The organism is Pseudomonas sp. UBA6699 (genome assembly GCF_002454615.1).
Classification (GTDB): domain Bacteria; phylum Pseudomonadota; class Gammaproteobacteria; order Pseudomonadales; family Pseudomonadaceae; genus Aquipseudomonas; species Aquipseudomonas juntendi.
In genome coordinates this window covers 96,771-114,702 of record NZ_DKJF01000043.1, presented here as the reverse complement: position 1 = coordinate 114,702, position 17,932 = coordinate 96,771, and the positions used below count along the sequence as shown (strand labels likewise).

Annotated in this window: 19 protein-coding genes; 12 read left to right on the top strand and 7 right to left on the bottom strand. The window is 62.9% G+C overall.

What is annotated here, in order from left to right:
• Positions 1-43: 43 nt before the first annotated feature.
• The 3 genes from B3361_RS08470 to B3361_RS08460 all read left to right on the top strand — a co-directional run bounded on the left by B3361_RS08470 (position 44) and on the right by B3361_RS08460 (position 2,433).
• A complete protein-coding gene (locus tag B3361_RS08470) occupies positions 44-361 on the top strand; it encodes an SCP2 sterol-binding domain-containing protein (protein ID WP_286920162.1) in 318 nt (105 codons plus the stop codon).
• 203 nt (positions 362-564) lie between these two features.
• Positions 565-1,632 carry a phosphotransferase family protein gene (locus tag B3361_RS08465; protein WP_054904588.1) on the top strand — a complete coding sequence of 356 codons (1,068 nt, stop codon included), beginning with the start codon at positions 565-567 and terminating at the stop codon, positions 1,630-1,632.
• 33 nt (positions 1,633-1,665) lie between these two features.
• Positions 1,666-2,433, top strand: coding sequence for an SDR family oxidoreductase (locus tag B3361_RS08460; protein WP_047149840.1), 768 nt, complete (start codon positions 1,666-1,668; stop codon positions 2,431-2,433).
• On the opposite strand, the gene B3361_RS08455 is transcribed toward B3361_RS08460, so the two are convergent.
• Together B3361_RS08455 and B3361_RS08450 are read right to left on the bottom strand one after the other, a co-directional pair.
• Entirely contained in the window at positions 2,434-3,255 is an 822-nt protein-coding gene (locus B3361_RS08455) for a class I SAM-dependent methyltransferase (RefSeq protein WP_054904589.1), read from the bottom strand. It abuts the gene before it with no gap.
• 119 nt (positions 3,256-3,374) lie between these two features.
• Positions 3,375-3,725 carry a hypothetical protein gene (locus B3361_RS08450; RefSeq protein ID WP_029884996.1) on the bottom strand — a complete coding sequence of 117 codons (351 nt, stop codon included), beginning with the start codon at positions 3,723-3,725 and terminating at the stop codon, positions 3,375-3,377.
• A gap of 116 nt (positions 3,726-3,841) precedes the next feature.
• Here B3361_RS08450 and B3361_RS08445 point away from each other — a divergent pair, with 116 nt between their 5' ends.
• Positions 3,842-4,132: an RcnB family protein gene (locus B3361_RS08445; protein ID WP_054904590.1), complete on the top strand. Its 291-nt coding sequence runs from the start codon at positions 3,842-3,844 to the stop codon at positions 4,130-4,132.
• A 1-nt stretch (position 4,133) separates the two neighbouring features.
• Here B3361_RS08445 and B3361_RS08440 read toward each other — a convergent pair whose 3' ends face one another.
• Entirely contained in the window at positions 4,134-5,294 is a 1,161-nt protein-coding gene (locus tag B3361_RS08440) for a GGDEF domain-containing protein (protein ID WP_054904591.1), read from the bottom strand.
• A gap of 221 nt (positions 5,295-5,515) precedes the next feature.
• Here B3361_RS08440 and B3361_RS08435 point away from each other — a divergent pair, with 221 nt between their 5' ends.
• From B3361_RS08435 to B3361_RS08420, 4 genes are all read left to right on the top strand, one after another.
• Positions 5,516-5,689 (top strand): hypothetical protein, encoded by a 174-nt coding sequence (locus B3361_RS08435; protein ID WP_154211420.1) that lies wholly within the window; start codon positions 5,516-5,518, stop codon positions 5,687-5,689.
• Between the two features lie 77 nt (positions 5,690-5,766).
• Positions 5,767-6,159 carry a glycine zipper domain-containing protein gene (locus tag B3361_RS08430; protein ID WP_054904592.1) on the top strand — a complete coding sequence of 131 codons (393 nt, stop codon included), beginning with the start codon at positions 5,767-5,769 and terminating at the stop codon, positions 6,157-6,159.
• A 144-nt stretch (positions 6,160-6,303) separates the two neighbouring features.
• On the top strand, positions 6,304-8,136 hold the full coding sequence (locus tag B3361_RS08425) for an SLC13 family permease (protein ID WP_029884999.1): 1,833 nt from the start codon (positions 6,304-6,306) through the stop codon (positions 8,134-8,136).
• A 134-nt stretch (positions 8,137-8,270) separates the two neighbouring features.
• Positions 8,271-9,692 carry a GGDEF domain-containing protein gene (locus B3361_RS08420; protein ID WP_054904593.1) on the top strand — a complete coding sequence of 474 codons (1,422 nt, stop codon included), beginning with the start codon at positions 8,271-8,273 and terminating at the stop codon, positions 9,690-9,692.
• Position 9,693: 1 nt separating this feature from the next.
• Here B3361_RS08420 and B3361_RS08415 read toward each other — a convergent pair whose 3' ends face one another.
• Entirely contained in the window at positions 9,694-10,455 is a 762-nt protein-coding gene (locus tag B3361_RS08415; protein WP_054904594.1) for a sulfite exporter TauE/SafE family protein, read from the bottom strand.
• Positions 10,456-10,553: 98 nt separating this feature from the next.
• On the opposite strand from B3361_RS08415, the gene B3361_RS08410 reads away from it, so the two are divergent.
• Positions 10,554-11,459, top strand: a complete 906-nt coding sequence (locus B3361_RS08410) for a LysR family transcriptional regulator (RefSeq protein WP_054904595.1) — start codon at positions 10,554-10,556, stop codon at positions 11,457-11,459.
• 130 nt (positions 11,460-11,589) lie between these two features.
• Here the strand turns inward: B3361_RS08410 and B3361_RS08405 are convergent, their stop codons facing one another.
• Together B3361_RS08405 and B3361_RS08400 are read right to left on the bottom strand one after the other, a co-directional pair.
• The gene (locus B3361_RS08405; protein ID WP_286920161.1) at positions 11,590-11,784 is read right to left on the bottom strand and encodes a hypothetical protein; all 195 of its coding nucleotides are present in this window, start codon (positions 11,782-11,784) and stop codon (positions 11,590-11,592) included.
• A gap of 409 nt (positions 11,785-12,193) precedes the next feature.
• The gene (locus B3361_RS08400; RefSeq protein ID WP_054904597.1) at positions 12,194-12,547 is read right to left on the bottom strand and encodes an SH3 domain-containing protein; all 354 of its coding nucleotides are present in this window, start codon (positions 12,545-12,547) and stop codon (positions 12,194-12,196) included.
• Positions 12,548-13,042: 495 nt separating this feature from the next.
• Between B3361_RS08400 and B3361_RS08395 the strand changes: the two genes are divergently transcribed.
• Positions 13,043-13,228 carry a hypothetical protein gene (locus B3361_RS08395; protein ID WP_029885004.1) on the top strand — a complete coding sequence of 62 codons (186 nt, stop codon included), beginning with the start codon at positions 13,043-13,045 and terminating at the stop codon, positions 13,226-13,228.
• 206 nt (positions 13,229-13,434) lie between these two features.
• Complete coding sequence (locus B3361_RS08390; RefSeq protein WP_054904598.1) at positions 13,435-14,652, top strand: amidohydrolase family protein; 1,218 nt, start codon at positions 13,435-13,437, stop codon at positions 14,650-14,652.
• A 25-nt stretch (positions 14,653-14,677) separates the two neighbouring features.
• Here B3361_RS08390 and B3361_RS24025 read toward each other — a convergent pair whose 3' ends face one another.
• Complete coding sequence (locus B3361_RS24025) at positions 14,678-15,328, bottom strand: methyl-accepting chemotaxis protein (RefSeq protein WP_370593820.1); 651 nt, start codon at positions 15,326-15,328, stop codon at positions 14,678-14,680.
• A gap of 1,903 nt (positions 15,329-17,231) precedes the next feature.
• Here B3361_RS24025 and B3361_RS08380 point away from each other — a divergent pair.
• Positions 17,232-17,927 carry a 3-oxoacid CoA-transferase subunit A gene (locus tag B3361_RS08380; protein WP_009682100.1) on the top strand — a complete coding sequence of 232 codons (696 nt, stop codon included), beginning with the start codon at positions 17,232-17,234 and terminating at the stop codon, positions 17,925-17,927.
• Positions 17,928-17,932: the final 5 nt, after the last annotated feature.

The following is a 17,932-nucleotide window of genomic DNA, read 5'->3' as shown; positions in this document are numbered from 1 at the left end:
TGTCCCTGCGGGGACGTGTAAATCACTCAATAAGGAATGCGCCATGACCTCCGTAGCTGATGCCGTCAAAAAGATGCAAGAGAAGTTCAACCCATCCGCTGCCGCCGGCCTGGACCTGGTGTTCGGCTTCAACATCACCGATGAAGACAAGCACTACGCACTGATCGTCAAGGACGGCACCTGCGAACTGCAGGAAGGTGAAAACCCGGATGCCAACTGCACCCTGGTGATGGACAGCGAAACCCTGAAGGGCATCGTCAGTGGCGAAACCGACGGCATGCAGGCCTTCATGGGCGGCAGGCTGCGCGTAGAAGGCGACATGATGTTGTCGATGAAGTTGAGCGAACTGTTCCCATCCTGAAGGCCGGGAGCAGCGCATGATCGAAAACCGAAGCCTGACCGGCTTCGGTTTTTTTTTTGCCTGCACCACCCATCAATGGCTGCATCAAGGCAGCTGATCGTACAGCAACACCCCCACCTATTACGCACCTGGGACGCTTGTTCCATAACGGGCAGGCCATTAGATTAGCCAATAGTTCCTGCGATCGAGAATAAGGAAAACGCATGACGCTCACCGACCAGTCCACCCAGGCACGCCCCGGCGAAGAGCTCGACGCGGGCGTCATCGATTCTTATCTGAAGGCCAACATCGCCGGCCTTGATGGCCAGCCCAGCATCAGCCAGTTTCCGGGCGGCGCTTCCAACCTCACCTACCTGGTCAGCTACCCTGGTCGCGACCTGGTGCTGCGCCGCCCGCCGTTCGGCCAGAAGGCCAAGTCCGCCCACGACATGGGCCGCGAGTTCCGTATCCTCAACCAACTGAACAGCGGCTTCCCGTACTGCCCAAAGGCCTACGTACACTGCACCGACACCAGCCTGATCGGCAGCGAATTCTATGTGATGGAACGGGTCAAGGGCGTCATCCTGCGCTCGGACATTCCGGCTGAACTCAAGCTGGATGCCGAGCGCACCGAAACCTTGTGCAAAAGCTTCATCGATCGGCTGGTCGAACTGCACCAGGTGGACTACAGCGCCTGCGGCCTGGCCGACCTGGGCAAGCCGGAAGGCTACGTGCAGCGCCAGGTAGAAGGCTGGACCAACCGTTACGAGAAGGCCCTGACACCGGATGCGCCGCACTGGCAACACGTGACCGCCTGGCTGCACGAGAAAATGCCCGCCGACCACCCGCGGCCCGGCATCGTGCACAACGATTACCGCTTCGACAACGTGATCCTCGACGCGGACAACCCTATGCGCATCATCGGTGTACTGGATTGGGAAATGGCCACCCTGGGTGACCCTTTGATGGACCTGGGCAACAGCCTCGCCTACTGGATCGAAGCCGGTGACCCGGCCCCAGTGCAACTCATGCGCCGCCAACCCAGCAATGCACCAGGGATGCTCAGCCGTCGGCAGTTCGTTGACTACTACGCCGAGCGGGCCGGAATACGCCTGGAAAACTTCGATTTCTACTACTGCTACGGCCTGTTCCGCCTGGCCGGCATCGTCCAGCAGATCTACTACCGCTACTACCACGGCCAGACCCAGGACAAGCGCTTCGCCCAGTTCATCCACATGAACCGCTTGCTGGAACAGATGACCCTGCAGGTCATCGCCAAGTCCAGCCTTTGAGCCCCGCCCACCACGGATTACAAGGAAAACAGCATGCCCAAGACCCACCTGTTCGACCTCGATGGCAAAATTGCCTTCGTTTCCGGCGCTAGCCGTGGCATTGGCGAGGCCATTGCGCACTTGCTGGCGCAGCAAGGTGCCCACGTGATCGTTTCCAGCCGCAAGCTGGAGGGCTGCCAGCAAGTTGCGGACGCCATCACCGCTGCAGGGGGCAAGGCTACGGCGGTGGCCTGCCACATCGGTGAACTGGAGCAGATCCAGCACGTGTTTGCCGGCATCCGCGAGCAGTTCGGGCGCCTGGATGTGCTGGTCAACAACGCCGCCACCAACCCGCAATTCTGCAACGTGCTGGACACCGACGCGGGCGCCTTTCAGAAAACCGTGGACGTCAACATCCGCGGTTACTTCTTCATGTCGGTCGAGGCCGGCAAGCTGATGCGCGAACATGGCGGCGGCAGCATCATCAACGTGGCCTCGATCAACGGGGTTTCGCCAGGCCTGTTCCAGGGTATCTATTCGGTAACCAAGGCAGCGGTCATCAACATGACCAAAGTGTTCGCCAAGGAATGCGCCCAGTTCGGTATCCGCTGCAACGCCCTGCTGCCGGGCCTCACGGACACCAAGTTCGCCTCGGCGCTGGTGAAGAACGATGCCATTCTCAACACGGCCTTGCAGCAGATCCCCCTCAAACGCGTGGCCGACCCCAAGGAGATGGCCGGCGCGGTGCTCTACCTGGCCAGCGATGCCTCCAGCTATACCACCGGCACCGCGCTGAACGTCGACGGTGGTTTTCTGTCCTGATCAGGTTTTGACCGCCACCAGGGTATAGCTCAGGGGCAGGCGTGCGGGCTGTTCGCGAAGGCGATACTCGCCGTCGTCGCCCTTGATCATCTGCCCTGGCAGCGCCTCCCAGGGAATGCTCTGGTGCTCGACCAGCGTGGTCAGGTGCAGGCCGTGGCTCAGCAAGGCACTGATCACCTCGCCAAGACCGTGGTTCCATTCGTGGGTTTCGCTGTGAGCCAGCCGCTGATCGGTTTCGACGTAAGTCTGGTCGCTATGCCACACCGTTGGCTCCTGCTGCTCGAAATAGGGGTATTCGAGCTGCAAGCGGTCCTGGTGGTCCTCGTTGACAGCCATCAGCATGGGGTGGCCATCGCGCAGGAACAGCCGCCCGCCCGGTTTCAGCAAGGCCGCGACGGTACGGGCCCAGGGCTCGATGCGAGGCAGCCAGCAGAGCGCGCCAATACCGGTGTAGACCAGATCGAAGGTGCGCCCTGGCAGCGCCTTGTCAGCCGCGTAAACATCAGACTCGACATACTCGATAGACGTTTTGCAGCGTGCTGCCAACACCCTGGCCTCGGCCAACGAAGCGGCAGAATAGTCCAACCCGCACACCTGTGCGCCAAGGCGGGCCAGGGAGAGGGTGTCGGTGCCGATGTGGCACTGCAGGTGGATCACATCAAGGCTGTCGATATCGCCCAACAATGGCAAATCAAAACGCACGGTGTCGGACAGCCGGTCGCGGTCGCGGACGAGCTGTTCGATTGCGTAGTCCTTCGAGGCAGCATGCAGCGGGGCGCGTTCATCCCAACTGGCACGGTTGAGTTGCAGGGAATGGTCCATGGTGTCTTCCTTGAATGCGAGCAATTGATGCTAGACGCCGCACTCACTGGCCGACAGAACTACCTTGCAAAAAAATGTAAACCAGCTGTCTCTGTCCGCCAAAGGGTAGCCAAATCCCCTTACAAGCAGGTCGCTGCCGCTGCCCGGCGCTGCAGCGCCACGCCGTCGTGCTTCTGCGCGTAGTAGTCGACCCGCGTGCCACCGGCCTGCGGGTACACATCCACGAACGCTTCGGCTTCACGCGTATACACCGTCAACCCACCCTGCTTGCGCGGCTGCAGGTAGCCACTGGCATCGTCACCGAACACCCTCTCTTCCTGCCAGCTGTACTGAATGCACTGGGCCACCAGCTCTGGCGCCTTCTGCGAGTCGAGCTGCGCCGTCGGCTTGCCGCCGCGGGCAGTGTCCATGGTCGCAGCAGCACAACCAACCAGCATCAGCGCCGCAGCCATCGGCAGAATCGCACGCATGTTCCATCCTCGGGGGTTTGAAAAAGAAGCGACTCTAGCATTGGCACGCAGCGCGAGTGAATTGTCACGCGTATTCCGCTGTCGCAGACAATACAAGCCGTCATAAGGACATTGCCATGAAACTGCACTATCTACTGTTAGCCGCCCTGCCCTGCCTGCCATTGGCCGCCACCGCTGCCCCCTCGAGCGAAGAAAGCGTCACTGCGCCGGAAACCCACAACCGCGAGCTGAAGGTCGGTGACAAAGCGCCAGACCAGTACAAGCGTGACGAGGAAGCCATCAAGAACTGGAAAGCCAAGGGCCTGCCACAGCCTGAGAAGGAAAGCCACTGGGTGCGCATGGGCGATCACTATGTGCTGATACAGATTACCAACGGCGTGGTGCTGGCCATTCAGCCTGCGTCCTGATTCAACCCGCTGCGTCCAGCGCCACCATGTGCACGGTGTCGCGCCCGGCGGCCTTGGCGTGGTAAAGCGCCGCATCGGCCTGCGCCAACAGGCTGGCGGTGCTGTCTTTGTTCCCCGGCACACCGCACCACAGGCCAACGCTGAAACGTAGCTCGATGTGGTCACCGGCAAACCGGGCCGGGCTGCGCGCAATGGCCTCGCGCAGCCCTTGCACGGCAGTCAGCGCCCCGGCGCGGTCGGTAGCAGGCAGCAGCAACAGAAACTCCTCTCCACCGTAACGCCCGAGGCTATCGCCCTGGCGCAGGCGTTGCTGCAACTGGCGTACGCAATGGCACAACACTTCGTCACCGGCCAAGTGCCCATACAAGTCGTTGATGCGCTTGAAATGGTCGATATCGATCATCGCCACCGCAAGGCTCGCCTGCTGCCCGCGTGCGCGGTCCAGTTCGCTGGCAAAGCGCTCGAGAATCGCCCGACGGTTGAGGGTACCGGTGAGCACATCATGCAAAGCCAGGTGCTGCAGGCGCGATTCACTGCGCTCCTTGGCCATCAGCACCAGCCCGATCGAATACATCATGACCGTCACGGTGCCAATGGCTACCGAGATGCTCTGTTTCAGGTTGCTGGTGTCATAGCGCATTTCCACAGCCGTGCCATTGGCCACCGCAACCACCCGCATGCCCAGGCCTACCAGGCTGATCAGCGCACCGATCTCCAGCAGCAGGTGCGCTTTGCCCGGTCGTTCGCCATGGCGCCATGCCCAATAAAGGATCAGCGCACATTGCAACATCAGCACCAGGGTCGCCAGCAACATGCGCGGCTCCAGGGTATCGAGCAGCAGCATCAACCCCACCAGCATGAACGCCGGGATGATGAAAATGACCCGCCAGGGCACTACCCGCTCGCGCACACGGAACAAGCTGGCCGTATAGAAGGCCAGCGCCAGCGAAAGCAGGCTGTTGCCCAGCCCGTAGCTGAGCCACAGGGGGGCCTGGGCGTAAAGGGTGTAGCAGACGTAAGCCAGCGCGTGCACCAGCAACCCGCAACCGGTGAGCATCAGGTTGTCGCGGCGGTTGCCGTGCCCGACCAGCAACAGGCAGAACGCCAGGATGGTGGCAACCAAAGCAACAGCGGCGAACAAGGTAGGAGTATGCGCGATCATCATGATTCACTGAGTGGCAGAATGCCGTCTTGGCTGCGGCTTACCGTGCAGTCTAGAGCCGCCACGGGCGCCCGGCCATGACCGTACGGGACAGAACAGCAACCGAGAAGCACGTGGAAGATCGTGGATAGCACAAATTTTTGCCCTCCCAGGAAACCAAATGGATCGATCCGGGTCTCAGAAAGTGTGCGGTAAACCTTTGTGGATCAAGGACCTATCTCGTGACAAACCGTCTTGCAAGCCTTTCGCTGGTTGCTGTTGTACTGCTGACTGCAGGTTGCCACAGCCATCGCTACCATGACGACGATGGCTGGCGTGATCGCGACCGTGACCATCGCCACCACCGGCATGACCGCGACGATGACGAGCGTCAATACCGCGGCGACCGCTACTAACGCTGAAGCGGCTACAGCCCCGGCTCGCCGCCGTTCAGGCGGCACCTTAACCTGGTGAAATTTTCGAGGTTCATATCATGCGTCTGACTCTGCCTTCCGTTGCCCTTGGCCTGCTGCTATGCCAAGGCGCTTTCGCCGGTGATGGTAATGCCGCCATCGGCGGTGGCCTGGGTGGCGTATTGGGTAATGTGGTTGGTCAGCAACTGGGCGGCAAGACCGGCGCAGCCATTGGTGCTGGCGTTGGCGGCGCAGCAGGCAGTGCGGTAGGGGCTCGCAAGGGCAACCGTACCGAAGCGGCGCTGGGCGGCGGCCTGGGCTCGGCGGGCGGCTCATTGCTGGGCGGTGCAGTTGGCGGGCAGACCGGCTCGACCGTAGGCGCAGGCCTGGGTGGCGCCGCCGGGGGCGCCTTGGGCAACCATCTGGGCGACGACGACCGTGGCGGCAAGAAGCACCGCCGGCACCGTCACTGACCAGCCGAGCTGGACGGGGCCGCTGACGCCGATCGGCAGCAGCGGCCTTGAACCCTGCAGTACATCAACACCCCCTTCACCGCGAGCTGGCACACTGGCTGCTACTGTCTAACGTGCCCCTGTGTGAAGGAACACCCCCTCCCCATGAACCAAGAGTTGCTTTGGGTGCTTGGCCTGCTGGCCATCGTCATTGTCCTGTTCGTCATCAACCGCCCACGCATGGACGTGGTTGCGCTGATGGTGATCCTTGCCCTGCCGCTGCTGGGCATCCTCAGCGTGGAGCAGGCACTGGCCGGCTTCAGCGACCCGAATGTGGTGCTGATCGCCGCCTTGTTCGTGATCGGCGAGGGCCTGGTCCGCACCGGCATTGCCTACCGCATTGGCGAGTGGATGAGCGAGCGGGCCGGCAACAGCGAGGCGCGCCTGCTGGTGCTGCTGATGGTGGCGGTAGCCGGCCTGGGCTCGATCATGAGTTCCACAGGCGTGGTCGCCATTTTCATCCCGGTGGTGCTGAGCATTGCCGCGCGCCTGCAGCTCTCGCCCAGCCGCCTGATGATGCCGCTGGCCTTCGCCGGCCTGATCAGCGGCATGCTCAGCCTGGTCGCCACGCCACCCAACGTAGTGGTGCACAGCGAGCTGGTACGCCATGGCCACGCCGGCTTCAGCTTCTTCAGTTTCACCCCCTTCGGCCTGGTGGTGCTGGTGTTGGGTGTCGGCTACATGCTACTGACCCGCAACTGGCTCAATGGCGAAGTGCGCAAGGACGGCCGCGTGGAAAGCCGCCGCACCCTGCTGGACCTGGTACTGGACTACAAGCTCAACGGGCGCGAGCGGCGCCTGCGTATTCGCCCACACTCGCCGCTGATCGGCCATACCCTTGGCGAACTGGAACTGCGTACGCGGCATGGCGCCAACGTGATCGGTATCGAGCGCCAGCACAAGTTCACCACCCGGGTCATCACCGCCGATTCCAACACGGTGCTGCACCAGGGCGACGTACTGCTGCTCGACCTGTTCGCCAACCATGACAACCTGCGTAGCCTGTGCCAGACCATGCAACTGGAGCCCCTGCACTTCAAGGCGGCTTATTTCATCGACCAGTCCCAGGAACTGGGCATGGCCGAGGTGTCGCTGCCGCCTGGCTCGCAGCTGATCGGTAAAAGCATCCTTGAACTGGCGTTTCGTACCCGCTATGACCTCAACGTGGTCGGCCTGCGCCGCGAGCAAGCGGCGATTGAAGACCAGTTGGTAGAAGAAAAGCTGCGCCTTGGCGACACCCTGCTGGTGGTCGGCCCGTGGAAGGCTGTGCGCCTGCTGCAGGGCAAACCCAAGGACTTCCTGGTACTGAGCCTGCCTGCAGAGATCGACCAGGTAGCACCAGCCCGCACTCGCGCACCGCAGGCGTTGCTGAGCCTGGCAGTCATGGTGGGGCTGATGGTCAGCGGCGTGGTACCCAACGTCATCGCCGCGCTGATCGGCTGCCTGCTGATGGGCGCAGGCCGTTGCATCGACATGAACAGCGCCTACCGCGCCATCCACTGGCAGAGCCTGGTGCTGATCGTGGGCATGCTGCCATTTGCCCAGGCACTGCAGAAAACCGGCGGCATCGACCTGGCCGTGGGCGGCCTGGTCAGCGTGCTGGGCGGAGCCGGCCCCAGTGCCATTCTGGCCTGCCTGTTTGCGGTTACCGCGGTGATCGGCCTGTTCATCTCCAACACCGCCACGGCCGTGCTGATGGCACCCGTTGCGGTCAGCACGGCGGCGCAGCTGGGCATGTCGCCCTACCCGTTTGCCATGACCGTGGCGCTGGCTGCATCGGCGGCGTTCATGACGCCGGTGTCTTCGCCGGTCAACACGTTGGTGCTGGGCCCGGGCCAATATCGCTTCGCCGATTTCGTCAAGATCGGTGTGCCGTTCACCGTGCTGGTGATGCTGGTCACCGTGCTGATGGTGCCGTGGTTCTTCGGCCTGCAGTAAAAACGCCAAGCAGTAGTGGCAATTTGGCATTATTGCGACCGGCCGCGGCAGATTGACATCAACTGCCATGACGAAACACACTGCCGAGCAAAGTCCCAGGTGCTACAAGGCGTTGTCCTGGATTTCGTCTCCGCTTGCCGGTCGAGCCCATGGTTTTCCCAGCCCCATCGCGCCTGTTGCCCTACGTTGCTCTGCTATGCCTGACCTTCGGCCTTACCTTGGGCGGCATTCTTGCGCGCCCGATCGAGTCCCTGTCATTGTTCTGGCCTGTGAATGCGGTACTGGCCGGCGTGTTGCTGCGGCACCCGCGCCAAGCCACGCTGGCCGGCTTCAGCCTGGTGTGGCTGGCCATGGTCGGCGCCGACCTGCTGTGCGGCAGCGCCTGGCTGCCCGCACTGTGGTTCAACCTGTGCAACCTGGGTGTCGTGGTCACTCTCTGGCTGCTACTGTCGCGCCTGCCCCGTGTGCACCGGCGCTTGCGCACCCCCCAGGGTGTACTCAGCGTGTTCGCCGCCTGTGCCGCCGGCGCCGTGGTCGCGGCCAGCATGGCAGCAGCCATGGCCGCGCCCTGGTTTGAACAGTCCCTTGGCGCCACCTGGCGGGCGTGGTTCAGCGAACAGTTCTCGACCAGTGTGCTGATCCTGCCCGTACTGCTCACTGCACCCTCGATGCGAGCCCTTATACGCGGTGGCGCGCAGCCTGTACGGCTGGCACCACTGCTGGGGCTGCTGGCCTCACTGGCGTTCAGCATTGCCTTCGGCGGCCCTGGCGCCATCGCCTTCCCCATCGCCGCACTGCTGTGGTGTGCCTGGACCTACTCGCCGTTTCTGGTGTCGCTGCTGGCGCTTACCGCTGGGAGTACGCTGATCGTGGCCGTGGCACAAAACCTCATGCATTTCAGCGTGCCGCAAAGTGCGCCGGGGGTGACGACACTGTTGTCCGCGCGCCTGGGCATTGCCATGCTGGTGCTCGGGCCGCTGGTGGTGGCCTGCGTCAGCCAGGCCAACCGCAGCCTCATGGCCCGCCTGGCCCACCAGGCCACCATCGACCACCTCACCGGCGCGCTCTCCCGCAGCGCCTTCACCCGCCGCGCGAGCGCGCTGCTGGACAGCCGGCAGCAGGCCCAGGCACTGCCACTGACCCTGATGATGCTGGACATCGACCACTTCAAGTCGATCAACGACGTCCATGGCCATGCCGTGGGCGACCAGGTGTTGCGCCAGTTCGCCGGCGCCCTGCAAGACCAGTTGCACAACAATGAACTGTTTGCCCGCCTGGGCGGCGAGGAGTTCGTCGTGGTGATGCCAGGCCTTGCGCCCGAGCGGGCCACGTTCACCGCCGAACGGCTGCGCCGTGCCGTGCAGGACCTGCACGTGGTCCAGGGCGACAAATGCCTGCAAATTACGGTCAGCATTGGCGTGGCCGGCTGCGAAGCGCACATGCCGTCACCCAGCCTGGACCTGCTGCTGGCCAGCGCCGACCAGGCGCTGTACCGGGCCAAGGCTCACGGCCGCAACTGTGTGGAGCATGCCGACCCGCAGCGCCAGGTGGTGTGAGTCAGCCGACGAACACATCCCACGACAGCTTGGCGATCAGCACGCACAACAGCACCAGGAACAGCCCGCGAACGAAGCCCGCGCCCTTGCGCACGGCCAGCCAGGTGCCAGTCAACGCGCCAAGGATATTGCACAGGGCCATGGGCAGGGCAATGGCGTACAGCACGTTGCCCGACGGCACGAAAAACACCAGCGCCGCCAGGTTGGTGGCAATGTTCACGACCTTGGCCGAGGCCGATGCGTGCAGAAAATCCAGGGCGAAGAAGCGGATGAACAGGAAGATCAGGAAGCTGCCGGTGCCAGGGCCGAACAGGCCATCGTAGAAACCGATCGCCCCACCGATCAGCACTGCCAGGTATTGCTCCTTGCGGCCGATTCGGGCCGGTTTGTGCAGGGTGCCGAAGTCTTTCTTGCAGAACGTGTACACCGCCATCAGCACGATCAGCACCAACACCGCCGGGCGCATTACCCCCGGCGGCAGCAGCGACACCGTGGCAGCACCAGCGAACGACATGACAAAGGCGCTGACCGCCGCGGGCACGATCAAGCCCCAGTCCAACGTGACCTTGCGGATGAACGAACGCGCTGCGAAGGCCGTGCCACACACCGAAGCCAGCTTGTTGCTGCCTAGCAATGCCGCCGGTTGCGCGGTGGGTAGCACGTTGAACAACGCGGGAATCTGGATCAAGCCGCCGCCGCCCACGGCCGCATCGATCAGGCCGGCGGCAAAGGCGAATACAGAAAGTACAGCGATATCCATCATGACGCGGTTCCAGGCAGTGGGTACAGGTGCAAGGCTAACCAAAAGGGCGTGGCTGTGTTGAAATGCCATATTGCGAAAACTGCAACAAGGAGCAGCGCATGGCATTGGACATGCTGCGGGAAATTCAGGCGTTCGTCAGCGTCGCGCACAAGCGCAGCTTTGTCGCCGCGGCCCGGGCGTTAGGGCGTTCGCCCAGCGCGGTTACACGCGCGGTGCAAACCCTGGAAGACAACGCCGGGAGCAAGTTGCTGAACCGCAACGCCAATGCGGTCACCCTGACCGCAGCGGGCGAACGCTTGCTGCCGCACGCCGAGCGCTTGCTGGATGTGCAACGCGATGCAGCCGACGAACTGGCTGCGCTCAGCGGGAACGCACAAGGCTGGATCCGCTTCGCCGTGCCGCAACTGTTGGCCGAACACCTGTTGCCCCAAGTGCTCGCGGATTTTTCCCGTCGCCACCCCCAAGTCACGCTGGATGTGCAGTACAGCGACGAAGCGCTCGACCCACTGCTGGGCAAGTTGGATTTCGCAGTCCGCGGCGCCTTCCCGCAGTCCAGCGAACTGATCGGCTACCCGCTTTGGCCCTACCAGCGGCACTTGTATGCGAGCCCGGCGTACCTGGCCTTGGCCGGTACGCCGGCGCATCCCGAACAGCTGGAAGGCCACTCGCTGATCCTGCATACCGCACCGCGCATCCTCAAAGCCTGGCACTTTTGCCGCGATGGCCAGATCACCAGCGTGCGGCCCAGGCCGCGGTTGCGCCTGGCCTCGGGCACTGCGGTGTACCACGGCGCCCTGGCGGGTGCCGGTATCGCGCGCCTGGCAGCCTGGGTAGGCGAGGCGCAGGTCAAGGCCGGGCACCTGGTGCGGGTATGCGCGCCATACCGCCTGACCTCCAGCACTGGCCAGGACCCGCAGATGCACGCGGTATACCCGGCTGGCGAGCTGCCCGCCCGGGTGCGCGACTTGCTGATAGCCCTGCGCCAGGCCGGCCGGGCGCCATGAACAGCCCTTCGAAAAGGCTGTTCAATTTCTGCTCAATTTAACAGAGCCCGCCACCGGCATGGCTTACAGCACTTTATCCACAGACCTACCCACGTTTTTTGTGGACAGATTTCCCAACGCAAAGAATGACTTATCCCACACCCAGCAATGCCGCATTGGCCAGCTTTACCAGCTCGATCCACTCTGACGTGCTGATATCCCCAGCCTGCTCCAGCGATTGTGCATTGCGCAGCGCCTGCTCGTAACCGTGCTCATCCAACGTGCCCTCGGCGAGGAAACGGCTACGCCACTCCAGGGCGGCGCAGGCGCCTTTCTTGCATTCCATTAATGTGTCGACTCCCAGCGGAAAAGGCCGACCCGAATGAGCGGCGGCGGGAGACTACACGAGGTATTAATGCTTGAAAATGCCATGCAGCGACCGCTGGTCCAGCGATGCTGACGAAGGGAATAGTGGCTATTTGCCAGGAAATTGGGCCCGAGCTTGAAGTAGACGGGCCGCGCAGAAAAAACCGATCACCCTCAGCTTGGCGGAATGGTGCCAAGCAGGCCGATCAGAATAGTGAGTAGCAGAAAACCCCCCAGGAACAGCGCCAGCTTGCCCATTGGAACCTCGACAGTTGTGAACGGGAATGGGCGTATTGTCAGGCTTGGGCTGATACGGTTACAGATTCAGGTTGGCGCAAAAAAAGCGTATCAGATGCAGCGCACGACACGTGGCAGCGTTGGGGCGCCCCTCAGCCCAATTGCTGAAGCTTCTCTGCCGGTAACCAGCCCAGCTCGCCGTTACCATGGCGCCGACACCACAGCCACCCATTGAGCGGCCGCACCATCTCCACCAGTTGCCCCGGGTCGGCGTCCAGTTCGTGCGCACAGTAATGATCGAGCGCCCGCCCCTGGCAAACGCTGAGCCGTTCAATCAGCTGCGCGGGCACCCAGCCGGGCTGCTGGCCGGTGCAACTGCACAAATACCAGTCCTGCCAGCCAGGCTCGCCTTCATAGCGCGGGCCAATCTCCAGCAAAGTGCCTTTGGCAAAGCGGATAGGCCGCGGGTACTCACTGCGGTGGGATTCGATCACAACGTAGTGCATGGGCCTCTCCTTGGCCGGAAAACCTTCGCGCCAGGCTCAGGCGGCAGATACCGCCCGTCATCGGCGCATGTATGGGGCGACAACGGCAATGATACATACCAAATGCCACGGTGTTTCGTGCGGCATGCAGAGCATTGTGACAGCCCCTGTTTTGCAGAAGTTGCACCGGCTCTGGGTAGGTCCCGCGCAGGTCGCTGAAGGCCCGGCACCTGCTGGGTGTGCAAGGTAAGTGCAACATAACATTTCCAAAGCTGATCGAGCCCTGCGCAGTGGGCCTGCCGAGGGAGAACCGGCCCAACCCAGCGGATACTGGATGCCAGACGGCACGTGGCGACATATACAGAAATGCATCTTGTAGGAAACTTTACCGCTCAATGTAGGAAATACCGCGAACACCAGATTTTCCTGTATGAAACATCAGTTTCTAGAGGTAATTCGAGCTGCTACGGTCCATGTTTCCTACAACGGCACGGAAGCCCACAGTGTGAGAAGCCCATGGACCCTTTCAACGCTTCAGCCCTGAAACTGCAGAAAAACCTGCTGAACCTGCGCATTGAGCGGGACCGCCTGAGAAGTGCGGGCAAACACCAGGAAGCTGATCAACTTGCCCAGTCTGTCGCGCAACTGGAGGCGGCTCTGCAGCAGTTGCCAGATGACCTCAAACCAAACACCTTGCAGTAAGAATACCCACGCGGTGCCCCCAGCCGGTGAAGCCTGCCGGGCTGAAAAGCGCCGCCTGGGGGCCCGCACAACGATCCCCTGCGGCCGGCTGACGCTGCCCCGCATCCACAATTCCACTGGCCTTGATCCTGATAATTAATTGGAGGCAAGCGCTCATCCGCCTTACCGTGGCAAGCCACCAAGCCCCAGTAGAAAAGGCCAGTTCCATGAACGACCGTGAGTTCATCAATGCCATCGATGCCGATGGCCTGCCCCTGCACATTGCTGTCAGCAACGGCCGCATCAGCCACATTGGCGCGCAGCGCGCCGGCACCCCGGCCCGCGAAACGATCGACCTGGAAGGCTTGCTGGTATTGCCGGGTTTCGTTGATGGCCACATTCACCTGGACAAGAGCTTCGTGGGTGATCGCTGGCGCCCGCACCAACCTGTCGCCAGCCTGCGCGAGCGCCTGGCCGTGGAAAAACGTGAGCTGGCGAGCGCACCGCCCATCATCGAGCGCGCCGACGCGCTGATGCGTCAGGCAGCTGCGTACGGCACCTTGGCCATGCGTTGCCATGTGGACGTGGACGCCACCACCGGCCTGAGTCACCTGCACGCCATGCTCGAAGCCCGGGACAGCTGGAAACACCTGCTCGACATCGAGCTGGTGGCCTTCCCCCAGGCCGGCGTGGTCACCTGCCCTGGCACCGCCCAGGTCATGGAGGCCGCTATCGGCGAAGGGGCTCAGGTGGTTGGCGGCATCGACCCCACCACCTTGGACGGCGACGCTGACGCCCAGCTGGATATCGTCTTCGGCATCGCTGAGCGGCATGGCGTTAAAGTCGATATCCACCTGCATGAACCCGGCGATATCTGCATCGCCCAACTTCAGCGCATTGCCGCGCGCACCCAGGCCCTGGGCATGCAAGGCCTGGTTGCGGTCAGCCACGCCTACGGCCTGGGCGACGTCACCGACGCGGTGGTCGACCACACCGCCGAAGCGTTGGCGGGCGCAGGTATCTCGATCATGACCAATGCCCCGGGCGACCGGGCCTTTCCGCCGGTGCTGCGCTTGCGCGCCGGGGGTGTGCAGGTGTTCACCGGCAACGACAACATCCAGGATGCCTGGTGGCCGTATGGCAATGGCGACATGCTGCAGCGGGCGATGCTGGTCGGTTACCGCTCGGGGTTCAACACCGACGAAGAGCTGCGGGTGGCGCTGCAGATGGCGACCGAGGCCAGTGCCGCGGTCATGGGCAAGCAGGATTACGGCCTGCACCTGGGTAACGAGGCCAGCTTCGTGTTGTTGAGGGCGCCCAATGCGGCGGCCGCGGTGGCGGCTGCCATTCATGAACGGGTGATCGTCCGCCACGGCGCGTTCTGGGGCGGGCCTGCACAGGTGCACCTGCAGGCTGGCCAGTTCGCTGCCGAACTGCGGCGCTGACAACAGCCCTGGCCAGCTTCGGCACTCAAGCGGCAGCCGCCCGTTTGCCCTCTTCGCTGGTCTCGAACTGCCCGACCAGCTTCTGCAACTTGCCGGCATCCACCCGCACCTTCTGCGCACTGCTCTGCAACACCACCGCAGTCTGGCGCATCTCGTGGGAAGACTGGTTGACCTGCTCGATGGTCTTGCCATATTCCAGGCTGCGCCGGTTGAGCTGCTGGATGATCGCGAACATACCCTCCACCGCCTGGTGCAGTTGCACGTTTTCGGACGAGGCGTCCTCGGCCAGGCGCAGGCTGCTGTCCACGTCCTGCACGCCCCGCTCCATGAAACTCACGGCCTGACGGGTCTCACCCTGCAGGCTCTCGACCATGGTGCGTATGTCATCGGCAGCCCGCGCCGTTCGCGCCGCCAGGCTGCGCACCTCGTCGGCCACCACGGCAAAACCACGGCCGTGCTCGCCAGCGCGCGCCGCCTCGATCGCAGCATTGAGCGCCAACAGGTTGGTCTGGTTGGTAATGTCACTGATCAACCCGGTGATGTTGTCGATCTCGACCATGCGGCTGTCAAGGCGTTGCACACTGGAGGACGAGCGCGCCACCACGTCGCGGATCGACTGCGTACCGGCCTGCACCGCCTGGAACTGCTCGCGGGCGCGGGTGACCACTTCGTCCATGGCCTGCTTCATCTGCTCGGCGCTGACCGAGGCCTGCTGCAATTCGCCCAACTGCTCTTCCATGATGATCATCATCTGATGCACGGCCTCGGCCACGTCAGCCGAAGTGACGCTGGCATCCTGGCTACGGCCCAGCATCATCTGGTTGGTGACGCCCACCGTGTGGCTGGCCTTGACCACCTGCCCTACCACTGCATCCAGGCGGTCGATGAAGCTGTTGATCCAGCGGGCCATGTCGCCGCTTTCATCGTTGCCCACCGTGTGGGTATCCAGCCGCTGGCGCAGGTTGCCCTCACCCTCGGCGATGGTCCGCAGCACATTGCTCATGCCATTGAGGCGCGCCGCCACTCGGCGCGGCCCGAGCATGCCGAACAGCACCGCGGCGGCGAGCATGGCCAAGGCTTCGACCACCTCGTTCAGGCCCTGCGGCAGGCCCGCGTAGTGCTGCACCAGGTAGTTGCAACCGAACAGGCCGACCATCGTCGCAAGGTAGGGCTTCATCAAGCCATAACTGAGCGAGCGGCGCCGGTACACTTCCTCGAGGTCTGCCTCGCACATCATTCCCCAGCGGTCCGGCGAGCCCGGCAGCTGGAAGGTCACGCCCTTGCCCACCACTGGCACATGACGGTAGTCGGAATACCCGGGGTAGGTAACGAACACATTGGCGCCGCAACGGATGGTTTCGCGTACCCCCGGGTGCAGCTCGCGGGTGGATGGGTCGGTAAAACGCAGCTCCAGCTCGGTATGGCGCTGCACCTGCACGGTGCCCCACGCCGTGTGAACGCCGTTTTTCAGGTTCTCGCCGTGGGTGAAGGTTGAATCTTCGAAACGCGAGCGCGACAACGCCGTACCCGGCTGGATCGTCGGGTCGAAGCGCGACTGCGCCATGAACAGGTAGTTGTCACCCGATTCGGCGTAAATATGCCCAGCCTCGCGCTGGATCAGATCGCCCAGCACATCGTTGGGTACGCGACCACAGAGGCAACCCACGACGTTGCCGGTAACCTTCACAGGCTGGTAGAACATCAGGGTTACCTCATCGTGAAAGCGCGAAGAGGACGGGCCGATGCTCAAGGTCAGCGGGTCGCAATAGGGGCCGTGCAAAAATGGCGCCTTCAGCCCCTGCGCCAGCGCACGGGTGTGCTCGACGGGCGCTGTTGCCCGTTGCGGCCAGGTCGAGGCAAGCACCTTGCCAGTGGGGTCGACGACGAACAGCTCGGAGAAGTCCTCGGCCTGAGCCAGCTTGTCCTGCAATTGCGCGCTGCCCAGCCGGTCAAAGCCGGGGGCCAGTTGCTCGGCCAGCTCGGCGAGGTGCTCCCATTGTTCGTGCGCCCACTCCTGCAGCAAACGGACGCGGGTCTGGGCAATGGCCTCGAAGGTTTGCTCGATTTGCGGATAATTTGCCCGGTTCAAGTGACATGCCCAGCCCATGCTGAACTTGCCGGTTCTACCAAACCAGGGCAGCCAGCCCTTCTCTTGGGATGACAACTGCATGGAACCACTGGAAAGCGACATTATCTTCACCATACGCGACATCGAATGGCAATTTGATAGCAAGTCGCAGGCCAATAGAGGCATCGGGGTAGAATCACGGTCTACCACCGCATCCCGCCCGCTAGCAGTGCAAAAACACACCATTCGGGTGGCGGGTAGCACCATTCAGGTGCAAAGTGAGGCGCCAAGCCCCTGAGCGCACGGGACTGCACCGCCGTTCGGGATGCTCGCAGATCGCACAACAGTTCGATAATCGCACGAATTCCGCCAAACCCCCTCTACTGTAGCCCTGTCTTGCGGCACGCTATGGCCAAAGTCAGCAAGCGATTGCACATGCTGACAGGCCCACCGCTTTAAAGGCGCCGGCCAGCCCGACAACTCCAACTCCAGGAACAACCAGGAGCTCGCCTTGATCAATAAAACGTACGAGTCCATCGCCAGCGCGGTGGAAGGGATCACCGACGGATCGACCATCATGGTCGGTGGCTTCGGCACTGCCGGCATGCCGTCCGAGCTCATCGATGGCCTGATCGCCACCGGCGCCCGCGACCTCACCATCATCAGCAACAACGCCGGTAACGGCGAGATCGGCCTGGCAGCCTTGCTGATGGCCGGCTGCGTGCGCAAGGTGATCTGCTCGTTCCCGCGCCAGTCCGACTCGTACGTGTTCGACGAACTGTACCGCGCCGGCAAGATCGAACTGGAGGTGGTACCCCAGGGCAACCTGGCCGAGCGTATCCGCGCAGCGGGCTCGGGCATTGGTGCGTTCTTCTCGCCAACCGGCTACGGCACGCTGCTGGCCGAAGGCAAGGAAACCCGTGAAATCGACGGCCGCATGTACGTACTGGAAATGCCGCTGCACGCCGACTTTGCGCTGATCAAGGCGCACAAAGGCGACCGTTGGGGCAACCTGGTCTACCGCAAGGCGGCGCGCAACTTCGGCCCGATCATGGCCATGGCCGCCAAGACGGCCATCGCCCAGGTCGACCAGGTTGTCGAACTGGGTGAACTGGACCCGGAACACATCATTACCCCGGGTATCTTCGTCCAGCGCGTCGTCGCCGTCACCGGCACCAGCGCTGCTTCGCTTGCCACCGCTGAATGAGGCCT